Genomic DNA, 20,168 nt, shown 5'->3' with positions numbered 1-20,168 from the left:
TCAATGCCCATCCTTGCCCGAGCCATTGCCATCCGACCCGTCGGTCGTGCCACCCGGCGCGCCGCCTTGCGGATCGTGCGGATGGTGCTGTTCATAGTGGCGCAGCGCCTCATCCGGGTCTTCCTTCTCACCGCCGAACTTCGCGCGAATCACGACGAAGAACATCGGGATCATGAAGATCGCGAGGAAGGTCGCCGTCAACATGCCGCCGATCACGCCGGTACCGATCGCGTGCTGGCTGGCCGACCCCGCGCCGTTACTGATCGCGAGCGGCAGCACGCCGAGAATGAACGCGAGCGAGGTCATCAGGATCGGACGCAACCGCAGACGCGCCGCTTCGAGCGCGGCTTCGATCGGTCCCATGCCTCCACTCTGCTGCAGTTCTCGCGCGAATTCCACGATCAGAATCGCGTTCTTCGCCGACAGACCCACGGTGGTCAGCAGACCCACCTGGAAGAACACGTCGTTCTCGAGCCCGCGCAGCGTCGCGGCCAGCAGTGCGCCGATCACACCGAGCGGCACCACCATGATCACCGAGAACGGGATCGACCAGCTTTCATACAGCGCCGCGAGACACAGGAACACGACGAGAATCGAGATGCCGTACAGGATTGGCGCCTGCGAACCCGACTGACGCTCTTGCAGCGACAGACCCGTCCACTCGTAGCCGACTCCCGCCGGCAGCTTGGTGACGATCCGTTCCATCGCCGCCATCGCCTGACCGGTCGACTTGCCCGGCGCGGCCGCACCCTGGATTTCCACCGACGAAATACCGTTGTAGCGCTCGAGCTTCGGCGAACCGAAGGTCCACCCGGTGCTCGCGAAGGCCGAGAACGGCACCATCGCGCCCGCGCCGTTGCGCACGAACCAGGCATTCACGTCTTCCGGTTTCATCCGGAACGGCGCGTCGCCCTGCAGGTAGACCTTCTTGATCCGGCCGTCAGTGTCGAGGAAGTTGTTCACATACGCCGAGGCCCATGCGATCGAGAACGTCTGGTCGATCGAGGCGAGCGAAACACCCTGCGCCGAAGCCTTCTCGTGGTCGATGCTCACCTTGAACTGCGGCGTATCGTTCAGGCCGTTCGGACGCACCTGCGCGAGCGTCGGATCTTTCGCCGCCAGACCGAGCAGCATGTTGCGCGCTTCCATCAGCTTCGCGTGACCAATACCCGCGCGATCCTGCAACTGGAAGTCGAAGCCCGCAGCCGTGCCGAGTTCAGGAATCGACGGCGGATTGACCGGGAACACCGTCGCGTTCTTGTAGGTGCTGAAGTGCATGTAGAGACGGCCCACCAGCGCTTGCACCTTCTGGTCCGCGTGCTGGCGCTGCGCGTAGTCCTTCATCCGCACGAACACGAGACCCGCGTTCTGGCCACGACCCGCGAAGCTGAAGCCGTTCACCGTGAAGGTCGATTCGACGATCGCCTTCTCCTCGTTCAGCAGGTAGTCCGACACGTCCTTCAGCGCGCGCGCGGTAGTTTCCTGCGTGGAACCCGACGGCGTTTGCACCAGCACGAACATCGTGCCCTGGTCTTCGTCAGGCAGGAACGACTTCGGCAGACGCACGAACAGCAGCCCCACCGCGAAGATCACCACCATGTAGATGATGAGCCAGCGGCCCGAGCGCTTGATCACGTGGTGCACGCCCGAGTGGTACTTGTCGCGGCTCGTGTTGAAGGTACGGTTGAACCAGCCGAAGAAGCCGGTCGCTTTTTCGTGATGACCCTTCGGAATCGGCTTCAGGATCGTCGCGCACAGCGCCGGCGTCAGAATCAACGCGACGAGCACGGACAGCACCATCGCCGCGACGATCGTCAGCGAGAACTGCCGGTAGATCGCGCCGACCGAGCCGCCCGAGAACGCCACCGGCACGAACACCGCCGACAGCACGAGGGCCACGCCGACGAGCGCCCCGGTGATCTGGTCCATCGCCTTGCGGGTTGCATCGCGAGGCGATAAGCCCTCCTCCTGCATCACCCGCTCGACGTTTTCCACCACCACGATCGCGTCGTCCACCAGCAGGCCGATCGCGAGCACGAGACCGAACATCGACAGCGTGTTGATCGAGAAACCGACCACGTTCATGATCGCGAACGTACCGAGCAGCACCACCGGCACCGCGATCGTCGGGATCAGCGTGGCGCGCAGGTTCTGCAGGAACAGGTACATGACGAGGAACACCAGCACGATACCTTCGAGCAGCGTCTTGACCACTTCCTCGATCGACAGGCGCACGAACGGCGTCGTGTCGTACGGGTACTGCACCACCAGGCCGTGCGGGAAGTACTTCGACAGTTCGGCGATCTTCGTGCGCACCGCCTTCGCGGTGGCGAGCGCGTTCGCGCCCGTGGCGAGCTGGATACCGAAGCCCGCCGTCGGCTGACCGTTGTACTTGGTGTCGAAGTTATAGTTTTCGCCGCCGAGCTCGACGCGCGACACGTCGCGCAGACGCACCTGCGAGCCGTCCTGATTCACCTTCAGCAGGATGTCGCCGAACTGCTCGGGGGTATTGAGCAGTGTGGCCTGCGTGATCGTGGCCTGCAACACCTGACCCGGCACCGACGGCGTGCCGCCGAGCGAGCCGCCCGCGACCTGCACGTTCTGCGCCTGCAGCGCGGTTTCGACATCGAGCGGCGTCAGACCGAAGTTATTCAGCTTGTTCGCGTCGAGCCAGATGCGCATCGCGTACTGCGAGCCGAACAGCGTCACCGTGCCCACGCCGTCGATACGGCTGACCGGATCCTGAATGTTCGACGCGACGTAGTTCGCGAGGTCGTACTTGTTCATGCTGCCGTCGGTCGACACGAACGCCATCACCAGCAGGAAGCTGCTGCTCGACTTCGTGACCTTGGTGCCGAGCTGCTGCACCGCTTGCGGCAGCAGCGGCGTGGCGAGCTGCAGCTTGTTTTGCACCTGCACCTGCGCGATGTCAGGGTTGGTGCCGGCCGCGAACGTCAGCGTGATGGTGGCCGTGCCCGTGTCGTCCGAGGTCGACGCGAGGTACAGCAGGTGGTCCAGACCACTCATCTGCTGCTCGATCACCTGCGTAACGGTGTTTTCCACCGTCTTCGCCGAAGCACCCGGATAGGTTGCGCTGATCTGGATGGACGGCGGCGCGATGGTCGGGTATTGCGCGATCGGCAGCGTGAACACCGACGCGAGACCCGCGAGCATCAGGATGATGGCGATCACCCATGCAAAAATCGGGCGATCAATAAAGAACTTTGCCATGAGGCGGGCTCCCTGTTATTACGCGCCCGAAGCGGCGGAGGCAGGCTGAGCCGCGGGTTGACCTGTCTGGGCGCCGTTTGCGGCGGCGTCGGAAGCCGGGTTGCCGGGCAGTTGCGCCGGCACGGGCTTGACCAGCTGGCCGGGATGCGCCTTGTCGGTGCCCTGGACGATCACGCGCTCACCCGCCTTCAGGCCGTCCGAGACCACCCAGTACGAGCCGAAGGTGCCTGAAGTGACGAGCTGACGCAGCTCGACCTTGTTGTCGTTGCCGACGACGAGCGCGGTGGGCTGACCCTTCTGGTCGTGCGTGACGCCGACTTGCGGCACGATCAGCGCGTTCTGGTTGACGCCCTCGTCGATCTTCGCGCGCACGAACATGCCCGGCAGCAGCACGTGGTTCGGGTTCTTGAAGATCGCGCGCACCGTGACCGAGCCGGTGCCCTGGTCGACGGTCACGTCGGTGAACTGCAGCTTGCCCTTCTCGGAATAGATGCGGCCGTCTTCCAGCACCAGCGTGACCTGCGCGGCGCCCGGGCCGGTCGTCTTGAGACGCCCTTCCTGGACCTCGCGGCGCAGCTTCAGACCCTCGAGGCTCGATTGCGTGAGGTCGGCGTAGACCGGATCGAGCTGCTGGACCGTGGCCATCAGCGTGGCCGCGCTCTGCTGCACGAAGGCGCCCGGCGTGACCTGCGACACGCCGATCCGGCCGGTCACGGGCGAGGTCACGTCGGTATAGCCGAGGTTGATCTGCGCGGTATCGACCGCGGCCTTGCCCGCGGCGACGTCGGCGGCGGCCTGGCCTTCGGCGGCGACCGCGTTGTCGTAGTCCTGCTTGCTGACCGCGTTCGCCGCGACCAGCACCTTGTAGCGATTGGCCTGCGCGGTGGTCGTCACCAGGTTCGCCTGCGCCTTCGCGAGCGATGCCTTCGCGTTGTTCAACGACGCGATGTACGGCGCCGGATCGATCTTGTACAGACGCTGGCCGGCCTTGACCTCACTACCCTCGGTGAACTCGCGGCGCAGCACGATGCCGTCGACCCGCGCGCGCACCTGCGCGACGAGGAAGGCACTGGTACGGCCGGGCAGTTCGGTGACGACGGGCACGGTCGTCGGCTGGAGGGTGACGACGCCGACTTCGGGCGTCTGTGGCGGCGGGGCAGATTGTTTTGGTCCGCACGCCGCCAGCAAGATGGCAGCCGTCGCGGCACTGATTAAGCGGAATGGAACCCGTTCGACGCGCATGGAGCGACCTCTGTCAAAGACTGAGTAATGAAAAAGTGCGCGCATCCCTACCCCGGGGACGACAGCGCACACAAGCGTCTCGCGACGCTCGACCGGAAGCCCATGGATGCAAACCTGCGCCTGCAGGGCACCCTGCTACGAATGCGCCATACCGGGGAATGCCGCGCAGCACCGCCGTTTGGCGGCCGCGAAAGCGCTTTCGAAAGGCAACAGTGACGGATATTAACCGCTCGTCACGGCTTGGGCTATCCGATCGTGGGGTGCTATTATATATATACATTCATGAATGCATGTAAAAGTGCATTCATATCTTCCGAGGCTGGGGTACCGCAGATTCGCGTCGCAATTCGCTTCAGAAGCAGTCAAAGTGTCACCAGACCGACTTCAAACTGTCCGCATAAACCCCAAGATCAGCGCAGGCTACACCAATATGGTCAGAAGGACCAAAGAAGAGGCGCTGGAGACGCGCAACCGGATTCTCGACGCGGCCGAACAGGTCTTCTTCGAGAAGGGTGTATCGCGCACGTCGCTGGCCGATATCGCGCAGGCCGCGGGCGTCACGCGCGGCGCCATTTATTGGCATTTCGCACATAAGAGCGAGCTGTTCACCGAAATGTTCGACCGCGTGCTGCTGCCGCTCGACGAACTGAAGGCGGCGTCGCTCGATCCCAACGAAGCTGATCCGCTCGGGCGCCTGATTGAAGTCTGCGTGGTCTGCCTGCGCGACACTGCCAACGATCCGCGCCGCCGCCGCGTGTTCGACATTCTGTTTCTGAAGTGCGAGCTGGTCGAAGATATGGGGCCGGTGATGGAACGGTATCAGACCAATATGCGCGAGGGGCTCGCGAAGATCGAGGGCGGTCTGCGCAATGCGATCTCCAAAGGCCAGATGCCCGCCGACCTCGACACGAAGCTTGCCGCGGCGATGGTCCACGCGTTCGTCGGCGGTTCTTTGCGCGACATGCTGTTTTTGCCCGACGCGACCGACTTCGGCGCGCAAGCGCAGCAGATGGTGGAAGCGATGTTCGACGCCTTGCGCCTGAGTCCGGCGTTGCGCAGGAAGGCGGCGTAGAAGGCGCGCCAGGGTGACGGATTGGAACAGCGGGCGGTTCGGTGAACCGCCCGTTTCTGTTTTTGGACCGGACCGCCGCCCCTGCGCCCGGTTCAGGCAACCGCCCGGCGCGCTCGCGCCGCCTGATTCGACGCATAGATGTTGCCGCGCTCGAGCGGCGCGCCGCTCTTTAGCGCCGCGATCCATTGATCGGTGCTCGCGACCGCCGCGAAGCGCGACTGCAGCACCACGCTGAACACGCGATGAATCTCCTCCGCGCTCGCGAAGCCCGCGCTGTTTTCATACGGCACCGAGCCGGTTGCGTCGTGCAGGAACTCGACGGCGAGGCCAGCATGCACCGCGTGGTTGATCGTCGAGGCATCGCAATTGTGGGTCATGTAGCCGGTAACGCTCAGCGTATCGATCTGCCGGGCGGCGAGCCAGTCGGCCAGATCGGTCCCAGCGAATGCGCTCGGCAGCGACTTCTCGACGAAATGATCATGAGCGCGCGAGCTCACGACCGTGTGCAGTTCCGCGCCCGTGCTGCCGCGCGCGAACAGCGGCGAGGTGGCGGGCGCGACGTTCTGCACGATCACGACCGGCACGCTGGCGGCGCGCGCTGCATCGATCGCGCGACCGATGTTGGCGAGCGACGTGCGCACGTCCGGAAATTCGATCGGCAGGTCGCCACTCACGTATTCGTTCTGCACGTCGATGACGATCAGCGCACGGCGCGGCGCGGGTGTGCTCATGGCAAGGCTCCTAGTCTTGAGGTTTGTTCGATGCCTGCCCATGTCCGTGGACTCGGGGTGCGCGCCGGCGCGTGCGGGCAGGCGTTGAATAAACCTGAAGGGAGGAAACCGCGGAGTGCTCTGATGCAATGGAGTCTTCGGGGCTATGGCGATTGATTGCCCGGGATGGCGAGCGGTGTTGCGGGATGCGTGGTCAGGCGGGAGGCCGGTTGAGGGCTGAGGTTGTGCCGAAGCGGTGCAGTGGCGCCATCGTGATGGCGGAACGGACGTGCAAGGGCCTGTGCGAAGCGACAGACGCAAAGGTCTGCTCGTGGGCCGCGTTGCCGCAAAGCCGAGGGTCGGGTTGTTCGTCCTGGAACAGTGGCGCTCATATCTCGCCCCGGCGCGTGGGTGGTGCGCGGATCGGTGCAATGCGCGCAAGGATATCGATGACGATCATCGGCGCGCCGCAGTGCCGGCAGATGAAGGCGGGGCGCGTTTCGATGACGGTTTCGTGAGCTGATGTGTTGACGTCGGTCGCGACGTGCAGCAGTTCGCGGACCTTCGCGAGACTGGCGCGGCGCACCGGGTTGGCGAGCAGTCCGTAGTGACGGATACGATGGAAGCCACCGGGCAGCACATGGAGCAGGAAGCGGCGCATGAACTCGCCGGCTTCGAGGGTCATGGTCTTGTAGCGGGTGTGCCCCTTCGCACGGTAGTCCTTCCAGCGGAAGGTCACGCCGCGTTCATCGAATGCAAGCAGGCGCTGGCTGGAGATCGCGACGCGGTGCGTATAGCGCGACAGGTACGCGAGCACTGCTTCGGGTCCTGCAAAGGGACGCTTTGCGTAGACGACCCATTCGCAGGCACGCAGCGGCGCAAGCCACACGTCAAAGACAGCTGGGTCGGCAAGTTCAGCGTACTGGCCGAAGAACTGCAGGTGGCCGTGCCGGTGCGCGTCCGTGAGCGCTTCGAGCAAGCGCCTGCGGAACAGGCGCGATAGCACACGTACCGGCAGGAAGAAGCCGGGCCGGCATCCGATCCACCGCTGACCATCGGGCGACAGCCCACCACCGGGGACGATACCGTGTACGTGCGGATGATGCGTGAGTGCCGAGCCCCAGGTGTGCAGCACGAGCGTCGCGCCGATCTGGGCGCCGAGGTGCTTCGGATCAGCGGCAATGGTGCGTAGCGTTTCGGCGGCGATATCGAACAGCAGCCCGTAGATGACGGCCTTGTTGTACCAGGCGATGGCACTGATGGGCGCGGGCAGCGTGAAGACGACATGGTAGTACCCGACCGGAAGCAGATCGGCCTGGCGTGCCTGGAGCCAGCGATGCGCAGCACTGCCCTGGCACTTCGGGCAATGACGGTTGCGGCAGGAGTTGTAGGCAACCTCGATGCGGTCGCAGCCGGCGCAGCGCAGCACATGCCCCCCGAGTGCCGCACTGCGGCACTGTTCGATGGCCGACATGACCTTCAGCTGCCCCAGGCTCAGCGCTACCGTGCGCCGCCACGCCGGCCCGCAGGCGCGGAAGATATCCGCGACCTCCAGCACGGGGTGCTCCGCGTGCGGCCGGGCTAGCCGGCGGGCAGGCGGTCCAGCGGACTGACCACCTTGCGCAGGAGGTCAGTGGCAACCTGGGTATAGAGCGTGGTGGTCTCGATCTGCCTGTGTCCAAGGAGCACCTGGATCACGCGGATATCCTCCTTCTGTTCCAGCAGGTGCGTGGCAAAGGAATGCCTCAGCGTGTGCATGGATACGCGCTTGTCGATGTTTGCGGTCTCGGCGGCCGCATGGATGGCGCGGGTCAGTTGCCGCGTGCTGAGCGGGTCGATCGGATCGAGGCCCGGAAAGAGCCACCCGCCATCGAGCATGCAGCCCTGGGCACGGGCAACGCGCCACCAGACGCGCAGACGTTCGAGCAGGACCGGCGAGAGCATCGCGTAGCGGTCACGGCGGCCCTTGCCCTGCTCGATGCGCAGGGTCATGCGCTGGCTGTCGATGTCGCTGACCCTGAGGGCGACCACTTCGCTCGCACGCAGCCCGGCGCCATAGGCGACCGACAGCGCGGTCTGATGCTTGAGGTTTCCGGCTGCCGCGATGAGCCGGCGCACCTCCTCGGGGCTGAGCACAACCGGGAGCGTGCGAGGCACGCGTACCGGCTGCATCCGCGCCATCAGCTCAGGCCGGCCGAGCGTGACTTCGAAGAAGAACTTCAGACCGCTGATCGCGGCGTTCAGCGACACCGGCGACGCGCCGTGATCGACCAGATGCAGCTGGTAGTCCCGGAGGTCCTCGACAGTGGCGGTATCGGGTAAACGCCCGAGGTATCGGGCGAACTGACGTACGGCACGTAGGTAGGCGGCCTGGGTCTTGGGTGCGAACTTGCGCATGCGCAAGTCCTCAAGCATACGGCGGCGCAGCGGGCTGATGCCCGGATCGGAGGAGGTCATGATGGGGCTCCTGCTGGAGGACGAGGCGGATTGCCTCAACCACCAACATAAGCGCCGGCGCCACTGGCCTCCCATTCGCCGCCAGAGACGGGCCGCAGCCCCCTACCGCGCGAGCGGTTTAGTCCCTTCAGAAAAAGCGGTCGATGGCGCGCGCCCAGCGCGGTGGCCGCGGCGCAACGGCAATGACGGCATTGTTGCTCCGCTGCCCGCCCGTCGACAGCGGCCCGAATGACAACCTTCGCTAGAATCGGGCCATACTGATGGCTTTCATGAGGCGCCCGGCATGACCAGCTTCGCATCTTCCGACGACGTCTCCGATCAGGCGCCGCGCCACGTCGTCGCCGTCGTCGCGTTCGACCACATCAGCCCGTTCCATCTGTCGGTGCCGTGCGTCGTGTTCGGCGAGGACCGTCGCGGCGGCGGTGTTCCCGACTTCGACTTTCGCGTCTGCGCCGCGGAGACGGGCGCGCTGGCGACGACCGCGGGCTTCTCGATCGCGGTCATACACGGACTCGAAGCGCTTGCCGACGCGCAGACGATCATCGTGCCGAGCTGGCGCGATCCCGCCGAAACCCCGCCCGCCGCGCTGCTCGACGCGCTGAGGGCCGCGCATGCGCGCGGCGCGCTGCTCGTCGGCCTGTGCCTCGGCGCTTTCGTGCTGGCCGCCGCGGGCATCCTCGATGGACGGCCCGCTTCGACGCACTGGGCCTGGGCCGACGACTTCGCGCGCCGCTACCCGCGCGTGCGGCTCGACGCCGACGTGCTGTACGTCGACGACGGCAACGTGCTGACCTCGGCCGGCACCGCCGCCGGCCTCGACTGCTGCCTGCACGTGCTGCGCAAGATCTGCGGCGCGCGGGTGGCGAACCACGTCGCGCGCCGGCTCGTCGTGTCGCCGCATCGCCAGGGCGGCCAGGCGCAATACGTGCAGCAGCCGATGCCGCCGAAGCCGCGCGGCGATCGCCTGTCCGGCCTGCTCGACTGGGTGAGCGGCAACCTGGCCACGCCGCATACGCTCGACACGCTCGCCGCGCGCGCGTTGATGAGCCGCCGCACCTTCACGCGGCGCTTCCGGCTCGCGACCGGCACCACCGTCGGCGCGTGGCTGCTCGCGCAGCGGCTCGCGCGTGCGCAACAGCTGCTGGAAAGCACCGACGAGTCGGTCGAAGCGATCGCGGCGAGCGCCGGATTCGGCTCGGCCGCATCGCTGCGGCAGCATTTCGCGGACGCGTTTCGCACGTCGCCGAGCGCGTGGCGGCGGGAGTTTCGCGGGGATTAGATGAAGGCGGCGGGAGCACCGCTATTTCGTAGTGCGTCACCGGGATTTCGTAGTCGCGCGGGATGTTTGTCGCGCGTTCCATCAGGGGCTGCGCGCGGCTCGCGGCCTCAATGCTCGCTGAACCAGCGCGCGACATACAACAATAGTGCGACCAGAAAGATCATCCCGGCCCACGCCCAGTACGGCACGACATGCTGACCGGGCTCGTGATGCGACCAGCTATGCGACGCGCTCGCCGCGCGCCCCGACAGCGCATGGCTGTGCTCGATGCGCGCTCGCCGCGCGATGCCGCCGAGCGTGATCGGCCGCAAAAACACGTGCTGGCGACGCGGCGCCGTGCCACGCGCGCGGTTCGGCCCTTTGCCGTGCTTGGCGCGCACGACGGCGTCGAACTCGGCGAAAAAATCGTCGGCGATCTGACGCAAGGCGTTCTCGAGCTGGCGCGTCGGCAACTCGGCGAGCGGTCCCGACGACGTCGCCCACAGTGTGTAGTCGATGCGCGTGCCGCGCTCCCGCCCCTCGTCCGCGCGCAAACGCACTTCGATCTGACCGCGCAACGCGCCGATGCCCTCGGCCAGGGCCTTGAAGTTGATGGTGCGGCGCTGCGCGTCCGCCGGGCCGGAATCCTGGCCGGCGACGTGCGCGCGCGCCTGATAATGCGCGCGCAACGGGCCGAGCGGCACGGTCATCGTCAGCGCGTATTCGCCGTGGGCGAGACGCACGAACGACTCGCAGTTGTCGAGGCTGGCACGCAACAGCGCGAGGTCCTGCAACGCGTCCCAGACCTCGGACGGCGCCAGCGGAATCCGTAACGCGTCGTTCAGTTCCATGACAACCTCCCCGATGAACGCGCCGACTGCGGGATCAGGACGTCTGATCGATGCGGTCGACGCGCGATGCGTAAAAAGCGAGATAGCCCTTGATGCGACTGACCTGCTCGAACGGCGCCTCGTAGCACCACACCGCGTTCTCGATCACGCCATCTTCGGTGCGCAGATGGAAGTACGACGCGTCGCCCTTGAACGGGCAATGCGACGTGTGCGTCGAGCGTTCGAGCCGGGCCATGTTCACGTGCTCGCGCGGGAAATAGAACACGTCGGCGAGGCCGGTCTCCGATAGCGTCAGCGCGGCCTGGGTGTCGGCCATCGTCACGCCGCCGTGAATCACGCGCACGCGGTGACCGTTGTCGCGGATCACGATGGTATGGCCGTCCAGCCGTCCCGCAGATGTCGACGCATCGCTCATGTCCAGGCTCCGTGATGGGGTGGGTGCTGCACCACCGGCTGTTGCCGCCGGAACGGCAAAGCCACGGGAGCTGCCCGTGGCTTCATTATCGGCCAAACTTCGGCCGATTGCGCAAGCTTGCTGCGCGGCGGCGGACCGATCGACCCGTTACTTCGCGTTCCAGATGAACGCGGATTTGACGTTGCCGTGCGCCGGCACGCTAACCGGGCGGGTTTGCTCGCTGTCGTTGTATTTCGCGTGCACCGTATAGCGGCCGGGGCTCAAGCGCACCAGCATGAACGGTCCGCGCGACGTCGTGTTCAGCACTTCGCCGTTATGGGCATCGACGATACGCACGTGCACATCCGCGAGAAACTCGGCGTTGGGTCCGGTGAAGCGCAGCGTCAGTGGCCACTGGCTTTGCGCTTGTCGCAACGCCCGCGATTCGTCGAGGCCGACGCCGCCCGACACGTACGACACGTCGCCCTGCTGCTGGACTTGCGGCAGACCGCCGCCGTTGGCGTTGCCCGCGCTGGTGTTGTCGGTCGTCGAGCCACCGGTCACGCCCGCCTGCTGCGCGTACGCACCGCCCGCCAGTCCGAACGCGAGCGCCGCGCACAGCGCGACGGCTACGATCCTTTGCTGATTGCGTTGGGTTTTCATCGGTTCGCTCTCCTTGTTGCAGTCCTTGCCCAATCCCCGAACAGGCCCAAATCAAGGTCGAAGCAACCTGCGTGCCAACCATCCGGTTGCGTCGACTGGACATGCGCGACCGTGACAACAAGCCGCGTGGCGCGTTTCGCCCTGCCCGCGCTGCTCGCCGTAGCACGGTGCGGACAGGCGAAAAAAAACCGGTCCTTGCAGTAAATGCAAAGGACCGGCAATCGCTACTACAGCTCAAACTGGGGTGGGCGATCCGTTCGAACCGCCCGGATACTGGATCAGCCGAGATCTACGGGCACGAAAATCTGCGCGTTATCCCGCTGGATCAGCAGCGCAATGCTGTTGCCTGCGCCCGAAATCATCTGCTTCAGCTGATCGATGTTCGTGACCGGACGGCCATTGACCGCGAGAATCACGTCGCCCGCCTGGATGCCGGCGCTCGCCGCCGCGCCGCCTGCCTGCTGTACGAGCAGACCGTGCGACACCGACGCGCTGCTCTTCTCTTCCGGCGTCAACGGCCGCACAGCGACGCCGAGACGGCCTTGCAACTGGGTCTGCTGATCGGTCTTGTTCGCCGACGCAACCTTTGCGTCCGAGAACGAGCCGATCGTCACCTTCACGTCCTTGCTGGCCTTATCGCGCCACACTTTCAGCGTCGCCGAGCTGCCCGGCGCGAGACCTGCGATCTTCGCCGGCAGATCCGTCGAATCGCTCACTTCGTCGCCATTCACCGACAGGATCACGTCGCCCGGCTGCAAGCCAGCCTTGGCCGCCGGCCCGTTGGCGTCGACCGAGCTGACCAGCGCGCCTTGCGGCTTCTGCATGCCGAACGACTCGGCGAGCGTCTGGTTCAAGCCCTGTACTGCGACGCCGAGGCGGCCGCGGCTCACGTGACCGGTCTTGACGAGATCGTCTTTGACCTTGATCGCCTCGTTGATCGGGATCGCGAACGACAGGCCCTGGAAGCCGCCCGTCTGCGAGTAGATCATCGAGTTGATGCCGATCACTTCGCCTTGCAGATTAAAGAGTGGACCGCCCGAGTTGCCAGGGTTCACCGGCACATCGGTCTGGATGAACGGCGTGTAGTTCTCATTGGGCAGCGAACGCGACTTCGCGCTGATGATGCCCGAGGTCACGGTGTTGTCGAAGCCGTACGGTGAGCCGATCGCGACGACCCACTGACCAACCTTGCTTTGGCGCGGATCGCCAATCTTCACCGTCGGCAGATCGCTCGCGTTGATCTTCAGCACGGCGACGTCGGACTGCTTGTCGGCGCCGACCACCTTCGCCTTGAATTCGCGCTTGTCGGTGAGCTTCACGGTGACGACGTTCGCGCCATCGACCACGTGCGCGTTCGTCAGAATGTAGCCGTCACTGCTGATGATGAAGCCCGAGCCGAGGCTCGTGCTCGGCTGGTCGGGCGCGTCTCCGCCATCGCCGCCCTGCATGCCGGGCACGCCGCCGAAGAACCGCTTGTAGAACTGATAGAACGGATCGTTCGGATCGATCGGCAGCTGGTTGCCGTTGAGGTTGCCGCCATTACCACGCATCGCGGTTTGCTTGACCACGTGCTTCGCGCTGATGTTGACGACGGCCGGACCGTAAGTCTCGACGAGACCGGAGAAATCGGGGATACCGGTTTTGGCGGCTGCTTCGGCTGGCATCATCGCGGCGGCTTGCGCCGGCGAGATGATCTGCGGTGCTGGCACGTCGCGATGGCCCGCCACATAGCCGGCTGAAAGCGCAGCGGCCACAGCTACCGCAACGGCGCCGCGGGACAAGGTTTTCGCGTTCATCATGAGCTCCTGACTGGACAAAGTGACTTTGGATGTCGAGGAGCGTAAGGGGCATCACTTAAAAGAGTCTTAAGCAGCGCCAGATCATGGGAACCTTATCGGACCGGCCGCTACGGACCGCCGCGCCAGCATCAACGCCGGCGTTGGCCGAACAGTAAATCACCATGATCAGAAGCGTACGATGACCTGCAAACCACCGGCCGGCGAGTCGTCGAGCGACACTTGCGCATGATGTTGGGTGGCGATCCGACGCACGATCGCGAGACCGAGGCCGCTGCCCGCCACGTCGGTGCGCGCGCGATTCGCGCCCGCTCCCGCGCGATAGAACCGGTCGAACACGCGCTCGCGATCGGCGGGATCGATACCGGGGCCGCTATCGGCGATCCGCACGACCGGATGGCCGTCCTCGACACGCAGGCTGACGTCGACGCGGCCGCCACGCGGCGTGTACTTGGTCGCGTTGTCGACGAGGTTGTTGAACATCACGCGCAGCGCTTCGGCGTCGCCGGTCACGCTGGCGGCCTCGCTCGCCTCGATGCCGAGGTCGACGCCGCGATTCATTGCGAGCGGCGCGTAGGTCGCGACGCACTCCTGCAGCAGCTCGCGCAGATCGAGCATCACTGCGCCGGCGGCGCCGTCCGGCTCGGCGCGCGCGAGCGCGAGCAGTTGCTCGGCGAGGCGCGTCGCGCGCGTGACACCCGCCTGCAGATCGACGAGCGCCTCGCTGCGGGCTGTGTCGTCCTTCGCGCGCGCGACCAGTTGCGCCTGAATCTGTACCGCGGCAAGCGGCGTGCGCAATTCGTGCGCGGCATCGGCGACGAACGCCTTCTGGATATCGAGCGCGGTCGCGAGCCGCTGCAGCAGCCCGTTCAGCGCACGCACGAGCGGCCGCACTTCGAGCGGCAGGCGCTGATCAGGCAATGGATCCAGCGCTTCGGGATGACGGGTGTCGAGCGCGCTCGTCACGCGCCGCAGCGGCCGCAGCCCACGACCGACGATCACCCATACCGCGAGTCCGAGCAGCGGCAGCAGCACGATCAGCGGCCACAGCGTGCGCAGCGCGACATCGGCGGCGAGCCGGTTGCGCACCGACAGCGGCTGCGCGAGCTGCACGACGTTGTCGCCGACGATCGCGCCATATACGCGCCATTCGCCGCGGTCGGTGCGCTCGGTCGAAAAACCGAGTTCGGCGCGCGGCGCGAGCGGCGCACGCGGCCGCGAGTAATACATCAGCATGCCGTTGCGGTTCCAGATCTGCAGCACGATGCCCTCGTCGCCGGTATCGCGGCCGAGCACCTGCGAGAACGGTTCTGCCGGCAGCGCCGCGGCGATCTGCTCGAGCTGGTAGTCGAACAGCTCGTTCGCTTCGGCGAGTGCCTGCCGGTAGATCAGCCAGCCCGCGATGCCGACGCCGAGCAGCACGAGCGCGAGCAGCCAGAACAACAGTTGTCGGCGAATCGAGCGCATCGGCTCAGGCGTCCTTCGCGATCATGTAGCCAAGCCCGCGGACGTTGCGGATCAGATCGGCGCCGAGCTTCTTGCGCAGCGCGTGGATATAGACCTCGACGGTATTGCTGCCGATCTCCTCGCCCCAGCCATACATCTTTTCCTCTAGCTGGCTCTTGGACAGCACCGCGCCGGGTCGCGCGAGCAGCGCCTCGAGCAGCGCGAATTCGCGCGCGGATAGCGCGACCAGGGCGCCATCGAGCGTCACCTGGTGCGACGCGGGATCGAGGGTCAAATTGCCGTGGCGAATCGTCGAATCGCTGCGGCCGGACTGGCGTCGGATCAACGCGCGCATCCGCGCACCGAGCTCGTCGAGATCGAAAGGTTTGACAAGGTAATCGTCAGCGCCGGCGTCGAGGCCCTTGACACGATCGGCGACCGCGTCGCGCGCGGGTGACGATCAGCACCGGCAGCGCATGGCCGCGCGCACGCAGTGCGCGCAGCACCTCGAGACCGTCGCGCTTGGGCAGACCGAGGTCGAGCAACGCGAGGTCGTAAGGCTGGGACGCCGCCGCGCGCAGCGCCGCTTCGCCGTCCTCGACCCAATCGACGGCGAAGCCTTCGCCGCGCAGCGCCTTGCGCACGCCTTCGGCGATCATCCGGTCATCTTCGACTAGCAGGATGCGCATGGTTGTCCGTTCCAAAACATTCGATGATGCCGCATTCTAGCGCCCGCTTCCGACCCGTGCGGCGTGTGGCGCTTTTTTCACCGCAGCCTCGCGGGATGTCACTACAATGGGCGCTTTGCGTCGCGCGACGGCCGGTAGACCGCGGCGCGCTACCGCGCCGTCAAGGCGCCCAGCTTGCCGTTCCATCGTCCCTCGCACGCCGACCTTGAAATCCTGCTCGTCCGTTTGCCCGTTCACCCGTTCATGACGCACGCTTTTCTGTCTTCCGTCGCACGCCGTATGGCGCTGCACTCGCGCCGTATGTTCGATCGCGCAGCCTTCATGCCTAACCGCGTCGTGCCGCGCGCAGCCGTCTGGCTCTGCGCCGCCGCGCTCGGCGCAGGCACGCTGCTGCCGCTGACCGCGGAGGCACGCGTCAAGGCCACGCATCCGAGCGTCAACGTCACGACGGTACTGCCGCAGCCGGTGATGGTCGGTCTGCAGCGCGCGCACGTGCCGTTGTCGTCGATCAGCGTGGTCGTCGAAAAGGTCGGCGATCGCACGCCGATCCTCGCGCTGAACGCCGGCAAGCCGATGATGCCCGCCTCGACCATGAAGCTCGTCACCACCTACTCAGGCCTGTCGATCCTCGGTCCCGGTTACCGCTGGCGCACCAGCGCGTACGCGGACGGCCCGCTCGACGCGAGCGGCGTGCTGCACGGCAATCTGTACATCCAGGGCACCGGCGACCCGAAGCTCGTGCCCGAAGAACTGATCGACCTCGTGCAGAAGATTCACAAGGCGGGCATCAACGGTATCGACGGCGCGCTGGTGCTCGACAAGCGCTACTTCGATCCGTCGACTCGCGACCTGCCCGCGTTCGACGACGACGTGAACGCGCCGTACAACGTCGGCCCCGATCCGCTGCTGTACGCGTTCAAATCGCTGTCGTTCACGCTGACGCCGTCGCCCGACGGCACGGTGGCGATCGACGTGCTGCCCGCGCTCGCGCAACTGCGCATCGACAACCAGCTGCGTGCGACGAGCGGCCCATGCCGGGGCGAGTTGCCGACGCCGACCGTCACGCCGGAGCCTGACGGCACGCTCGTCGCGTCGTTCATCGGCGACTTTCCGGTGCGCTGCGACGCGCGCACGATCAACGTCGCCGTGCTCGATCACTCGACGTTCTTCGCGCGCGGCTTTCTCGCGCTGTGGCAGCAAACCGGCGGCACATTCACGGGCGCGACCCGCGAAGGCGCAGTGCCCGGCGGCGCGAAGCTCGTCGCCAGGCACGAGGGGCCGATGCTGTCGGACATCGTTCGCGACATCAACAAGTTCAGCAACAACACGATGGCGCGCAACCTGTTCCTGACAATCGGCGCCGCCGAGGAAAGGCCGCCCGCCACGCCCGCGAAAGCCGCGCACGCGGTCGAAGCTTTCCTGACGCGCGACAGCCTGAACACCGAATACCTGTCGCTCGATAACGGCTCGGGCCTGTCGCGCGACGAACACATCACCGCGCTCGCGCTCGCCGATGTTCTGCAACGCGCGAACGCGAGCCCAGTCGCGCAGGTGTTCGTCGACTCGCTGCCGATCGCCGGTGTCGACGGCACGATGCGCAACCGCCTGACCAGCCAGGGCGCGGGCGGCAACGCGCACATCAAGACCGGCACGCTGCGCGACGTACGCGCGATCGCCGGCTACGTCGCGTCGGCCGACGGCAACAGCTATGTCGTCGTCAGCCTGATCAACGATCCGCATTCGGAAGCGGCGCGCGCCGCGCACGACGCGCTGCTCGAATGGGTGTACGAAGGCCCGTCGCAGGGCTTCACGAAGGTTTCCGCGCCCATCGAGGAAGCGCGCGAGAAGCCCAGGAAAAACCCGCGCAAGCGCGGCAGCCACTGAGTATTCCTTCTAGCGATGCCGCGCGCGGCAAGCTCCTAACCGTGTACGCTGTCGGGCAGCATGCGGCGCGCGACATCACGGGCTTGCCGCGCAGGGCGCCGGTCGTGCAGACCGCGCGACCTCACGAACGATAACGACACCACCCGCCGCGTACCGCGCGGCGGTCAGGGACCAGGAAGGGAGACAAGATGCAATTCGATGCCGAATTGCTGCTGCTCGCCATGGCGCCCGTCTTTCTTGCCTGCATCGGCTGGGAGGCGTGGCACGTGAGCCGCACGCGCCCGGCCGAGCGGCTCTACAGCTGGCGCGACACGCTGTGCAACGCCGCGCTCGCGCTGCTGCAGCAGGCCGCCGACAAGCTCGCGTGGCTCGCGATCATCCCTGTCTACGCGTTTTTCTACGAGCATTACCGCTTTCATACATGGCCGGCGACATGGCTGTCGTTCGTCGTGCTGTTCGTCGCGCAGGACCTGCTCTATTACGTCTTTCATCGCTGCAGTCATCGCGTGCGCTGGCTGTGGGCCGCGCACGTCGTGCATCACTCGTCGGAGCGGATGAATTTTTCGACCGCGTTCCGCCAGAGCCTGATGTACCCGATCGCCGGCATGTGGGTGTTCTGGATTCCGCTCGCCATTCCTGGCTTTGCTCCGAAGCAGATCGTCGCGATCGTGCTGGTCAATCTCGGCTTCCAGTTCTTCGTGCACACGCAGGCGATCGGCAAGCTCGGCTGGCTCGAATACGTGTTCAATACGCCGTCGATCCATCGCGTGCATCATGCGTGCAACGATCGCTACATCGATCGCAATTACGCAGGTGTACTGGTGATCTGGGATCGCCTGCTCGGCAGCTACGTCGAAGAAGATCCGCACGAGGCGCCGCGGTACGGCATCGTCGAGCCACTGCACACGTACAACCCGCTGAAGGCGACGTTTCACGAATGGGCATCGATGGCCGCAGACTTCGCGAGCGTGCGTGGCTGGCGCAACAAATGGCGTGCGCTGTTCGCGCCGCCCGCCTGGGCCGCCGCTTATCATGCGCAGCGCGCGAAGGGAGCCGGCTTGAACTCAAACCATACGGTCGCGCTTCGGACATCGCGCAGGCCGTAGAAGATTCTGTAAGCTGTCGTCACGCCGCCAACGCGGTGGACGCCGCCTGCAACACATGGCATCAAGGGCCACACATACGAGGAGATGCAGTCAACATGAATCGAACCGCTTCGAAGAAACAGCAATGGTTGCGCGTCACGCAGATCGCAGTGGCGAGCGCAGCGTTCGCCGCGCTCGCGGCATGCGGCGGTGGCAGCGACAACAATAGTTCGAGCAGCAGCAACACGCCGCCGGGGGGCGTCACGCTGCAGGTCGTGTCATTCGGCGACAGCCTGTCGGATGTCGGCACATACATGCCGACGGTCCAGGCGAACGTAGGCACGGGCGGCGGCCGCTTCACGACGAATCCGGGTGAGGTCTGGACGCAGAAGGTCGCCGAGTACTACGGCGGCACGCTCACCGCCGCGTACGTCGGCGGCTTCGGCATGCCGCTCACCGCGACGGGCGGCCTCGGTTACGCGCAGGGCGGCTCGCGTGTCGATCTGCAGCCGGGCGAAGGCTACGCGCCGAACAACATGGCCGCGACGACGGTGCCGGTCACGACGCAGGTCGCCGAGTATCTGGCCGGGCACAATAACAGCTTCAATTCGAACCAGCTCGTGCTGATGAACGGCGGCGCGAACGACATCTTCGTCGCGGTGCAAGCGGTCTCGGCTGCCGGTACGGCAGCGGCGACACAGGCGCTCCTGAACGGCGGCACCCCGGCCGACGCGCAGACGGCGGCAGCCGCCGCGTCGCAGACGGCCACGCTGGCCGCGCTGCAGGACATCACCACCGCAGCGACCACGTTCGTCGGCACGGTGCAGAAGGTCGTCGCGTCGGGCGCGACGCACGTGGTGGTGTCGGACGTGCCGGACATCGCGCAGACGCCGCAAGGTCTCGCCGCGGGCGCGCAAGGCCAGGCGCTCATCAACGCGCTCGTCAAGACCTACAACGGCGTGCTGCAGCAAGGCCTCGCGTCGACCAAGCAGGTCATCTACGTGAGCGCATTCGCGTGGATCGACCAGACGTTGCAGAACTATCAGTCGCTCGGTTTCACCGTGTCGAATGCGGGCACCGCGTGTAATCTGGCGTCGATGGCCCAAAGCGCGACCACGTACGCGACGAACAATCCGAGCGTGCTCGCATCCGGCCAGACGGCGGCGGACTTCGGCAGCGCGCTTGCGTCGTCGCTGTTCTGCTCGCCGCAAACCTACACGGTGGCCGGCGCGGACCAGACCTACATGTTCGCCGACCTCGTGCATCCGACCACGCATCTGCAGGCGCTGTTCGCACAGCAGGTCGAGACGCAGATCGCTGCTAGCGGGCTTGGCAAGTAACGCGGCGGTGGCCGTGGGGTTAGCGGTATTGACATGACAGCTAACCGGCG

Annotated in this window: 15 protein-coding genes and 1 pseudogene; 5 read left to right on the top strand and 11 right to left on the bottom strand. The window is 65.9% G+C overall.

Annotated elements, in window-relative coordinates; genetic code table 11:
* The gene (locus tag OKW30_RS21805; protein ID WP_429347532.1) at positions 1 to 3,231 is read right to left on the bottom strand and encodes an efflux RND transporter permease subunit; all 3,231 of its coding nucleotides are present in this window, start codon (positions 3,229 to 3,231) and stop codon (positions 1 to 3) included.
* A gap of 18 nt (positions 3,232 to 3,249) precedes the next feature.
* On the bottom strand, positions 3,250 to 4,473 hold the full coding sequence (locus OKW30_RS21800) for an efflux RND transporter periplasmic adaptor subunit (RefSeq protein WP_429347531.1): 1,224 nt from the start codon (positions 4,471 to 4,473) through the stop codon (positions 3,250 to 3,252).
* A gap of 430 nt (positions 4,474 to 4,903) precedes the next feature.
* Between OKW30_RS21800 and OKW30_RS21795 the strand changes: the two genes are divergently transcribed.
* On the top strand, positions 4,904 to 5,545 hold the full coding sequence (locus tag OKW30_RS21795) for a TetR family transcriptional regulator (RefSeq protein WP_184023018.1): 642 nt from the start codon (positions 4,904 to 4,906) through the stop codon (positions 5,543 to 5,545).
* 92 nt (positions 5,546 to 5,637) lie between these two features.
* On the opposite strand, the gene OKW30_RS21790 is transcribed toward OKW30_RS21795, so the two are convergent.
* The 3 genes from OKW30_RS21790 to OKW30_RS21780 all read right to left on the bottom strand — a co-directional run bounded on the left by OKW30_RS21790 (position 5,638) and on the right by OKW30_RS21780 (position 8,712).
* Entirely contained in the window at positions 5,638 to 6,276 is a 639-nt protein-coding gene (locus OKW30_RS21790; RefSeq protein ID WP_184066501.1) for a cysteine hydrolase family protein, read from the bottom strand.
* Between the two features lie 367 nt (positions 6,277 to 6,643).
* A complete protein-coding gene (locus OKW30_RS21785; protein ID WP_429345668.1) occupies positions 6,644 to 7,813 on the bottom strand; it encodes an IS91 family transposase in 1,170 nt (389 codons plus the stop codon).
* A 23-nt stretch (positions 7,814 to 7,836) separates the two neighbouring features.
* A complete protein-coding gene (locus tag OKW30_RS21780) occupies positions 7,837 to 8,712 on the bottom strand; it encodes a tyrosine-type recombinase/integrase (protein ID WP_184062687.1) in 876 nt (291 codons plus the stop codon).
* 283 nt (positions 8,713 to 8,995) lie between these two features.
* Between OKW30_RS21780 and OKW30_RS21775 the strand changes: the two genes are divergently transcribed.
* Complete coding sequence (locus tag OKW30_RS21775) at positions 8,996 to 9,991, top strand: helix-turn-helix domain-containing protein (protein ID WP_429347530.1); 996 nt, start codon at positions 8,996 to 8,998, stop codon at positions 9,989 to 9,991.
* Between the two features lie 107 nt (positions 9,992 to 10,098).
* Here the strand turns inward: OKW30_RS21775 and OKW30_RS21770 are convergent, their stop codons facing one another.
* The 6 genes and pseudogenes from OKW30_RS21770 to OKW30_RS21745 all read right to left on the bottom strand — a co-directional run bounded on the left by OKW30_RS21770 (position 10,099) and on the right by OKW30_RS21745 (position 15,809).
* On the bottom strand, positions 10,099 to 10,821 hold the full coding sequence (locus tag OKW30_RS21770) for a CoxG family protein (protein WP_184066506.1): 723 nt from the start codon (positions 10,819 to 10,821) through the stop codon (positions 10,099 to 10,101).
* Positions 10,822 to 10,855: 34 nt separating this feature from the next.
* Positions 10,856 to 11,236, bottom strand: a complete 381-nt coding sequence (locus OKW30_RS21765) for a DUF427 domain-containing protein (protein WP_184023015.1) — start codon at positions 11,234 to 11,236, stop codon at positions 10,856 to 10,858.
* Between the two features lie 147 nt (positions 11,237 to 11,383).
* On the bottom strand, positions 11,384 to 11,878 hold the full coding sequence (locus OKW30_RS21760) for a carboxypeptidase regulatory-like domain-containing protein (protein ID WP_429347529.1): 495 nt from the start codon (positions 11,876 to 11,878) through the stop codon (positions 11,384 to 11,386).
* Positions 11,879 to 12,156: 278 nt separating this feature from the next.
* On the bottom strand, positions 12,157 to 13,674 hold the full coding sequence (locus OKW30_RS21755) for a DegQ family serine endoprotease (RefSeq protein ID WP_184066512.1): 1,518 nt from the start codon (positions 13,672 to 13,674) through the stop codon (positions 12,157 to 12,159).
* Between the two features lie 168 nt (positions 13,675 to 13,842).
* Positions 13,843 to 15,141 carry an ATP-binding protein gene (locus OKW30_RS21750; RefSeq protein WP_184066515.1) on the bottom strand — a complete coding sequence of 433 codons (1,299 nt, stop codon included), beginning with the start codon at positions 15,139 to 15,141 and terminating at the stop codon, positions 13,843 to 13,845.
* 4 nt (positions 15,142 to 15,145) lie between these two features.
* Positions 15,146 to 15,809: pseudogene (locus tag OKW30_RS21745) on the bottom strand (response regulator).
* A 243-nt stretch (positions 15,810 to 16,052) separates the two neighbouring features.
* Between OKW30_RS21745 and dacB the strand changes: the two are divergent.
* From dacB to OKW30_RS21730, 3 genes are all read left to right on the top strand, one after another.
* Positions 16,053 to 17,693, top strand: a complete 1,641-nt coding sequence (gene dacB, locus OKW30_RS21740) for a D-alanyl-D-alanine carboxypeptidase/D-alanyl-D-alanine endopeptidase (RefSeq protein ID WP_429347775.1) — start codon at positions 16,053 to 16,055, stop codon at positions 17,691 to 17,693.
* A 188-nt stretch (positions 17,694 to 17,881) separates the two neighbouring features.
* Entirely contained in the window at positions 17,882 to 18,799 is a 918-nt protein-coding gene (locus tag OKW30_RS21735) for a sterol desaturase family protein (protein WP_187629028.1), read from the top strand.
* Positions 18,800 to 18,894: 95 nt separating this feature from the next.
* On the top strand, positions 18,895 to 20,118 hold the full coding sequence (locus OKW30_RS21730; protein ID WP_187629029.1) for an SGNH/GDSL hydrolase family protein: 1,224 nt from the start codon (positions 18,895 to 18,897) through the stop codon (positions 20,116 to 20,118).
* The last annotated feature ends 50 nt before the right edge of the window (positions 20,119 to 20,168 follow it).

Origin of the sequence: Paraburkholderia sp. Clong3 (genome assembly GCF_050436485.1) — a bacterium.
Classification (GTDB): Bacteria; Pseudomonadota; Gammaproteobacteria; order Burkholderiales; family Burkholderiaceae; genus Paraburkholderia; species Paraburkholderia tuberum.
Note: the sequence above shows the minus strand (reverse complement) of the source record. Positions and strands in the feature narration are given on the sequence as shown.

What these genes read in the sequence shown, in the direction of transcription:
- OKW30_RS21805 (WP_429347532.1), bottom strand. Translation starts at nt 3,231, where the DNA reads ATGGCAAAGTTCTTTATTGATCGCCCGATTTTTGCATGGGTGATCGCC.
- OKW30_RS21800 (WP_429347531.1), bottom strand. Translation starts at nt 4,473, where the DNA reads ATGCGCGTCGAACGGGTTCCATTCCGCTTAATCAGTGCCGCGACGGCT.
- OKW30_RS21795 (WP_184023018.1), top strand. Translation starts at nt 4,904, where the DNA reads ATGGTCAGAAGGACCAAAGAAGAGGCGCTGGAGACGCGCAACCGGATT.
- OKW30_RS21790 (WP_184066501.1), bottom strand. Translation starts at nt 6,276, where the DNA reads ATGAGCACACCCGCGCCGCGCCGTGCGCTGATCGTCATCGACGTGCAG.
- OKW30_RS21780 (WP_184062687.1), bottom strand. Translation starts at nt 8,712, where the DNA reads ATGACCTCCTCCGATCCGGGCATCAGCCCGCTGCGCCGCCGTATGCTT.
- OKW30_RS21775 (WP_429347530.1), top strand. Translation starts at nt 8,996, where the DNA reads ATGACCAGCTTCGCATCTTCCGACGACGTCTCCGATCAGGCGCCGCGC.
- OKW30_RS21770 (WP_184066506.1), bottom strand. Translation starts at nt 10,821, where the DNA reads ATGGAACTGAACGACGCGTTACGGATTCCGCTGGCGCCGTCCGAGGTC.
- OKW30_RS21765 (WP_184023015.1), bottom strand. Translation starts at nt 11,236, where the DNA reads ATGAGCGATGCGTCGACATCTGCGGGACGGCTGGACGGCCATACCATC.
- OKW30_RS21760 (WP_429347529.1), bottom strand. Translation starts at nt 11,878, where the DNA reads ATGAAAACCCAACGCAATCAGCAAAGGATCGTAGCCGTCGCGCTGTGC.
- OKW30_RS21755 (WP_184066512.1), bottom strand. Translation starts at nt 13,674, where the DNA reads ATGAACGCGAAAACCTTGTCCCGCGGCGCCGTTGCGGTAGCTGTGGCC.
- OKW30_RS21750 (WP_184066515.1), bottom strand. Translation starts at nt 15,141, where the DNA reads ATGCGCTCGATTCGCCGACAACTGTTGTTCTGGCTGCTCGCGCTCGTG.
- dacB (WP_429347775.1), top strand. Translation starts at nt 16,053, where the DNA reads ATGACGCACGCTTTTCTGTCTTCCGTCGCACGCCGTATGGCGCTGCAC.
- OKW30_RS21735 (WP_187629028.1), top strand. Translation starts at nt 17,882, where the DNA reads ATGCAATTCGATGCCGAATTGCTGCTGCTCGCCATGGCGCCCGTCTTT.
- OKW30_RS21730 (WP_187629029.1), top strand. Translation starts at nt 18,895, where the DNA reads ATGAATCGAACCGCTTCGAAGAAACAGCAATGGTTGCGCGTCACGCAG.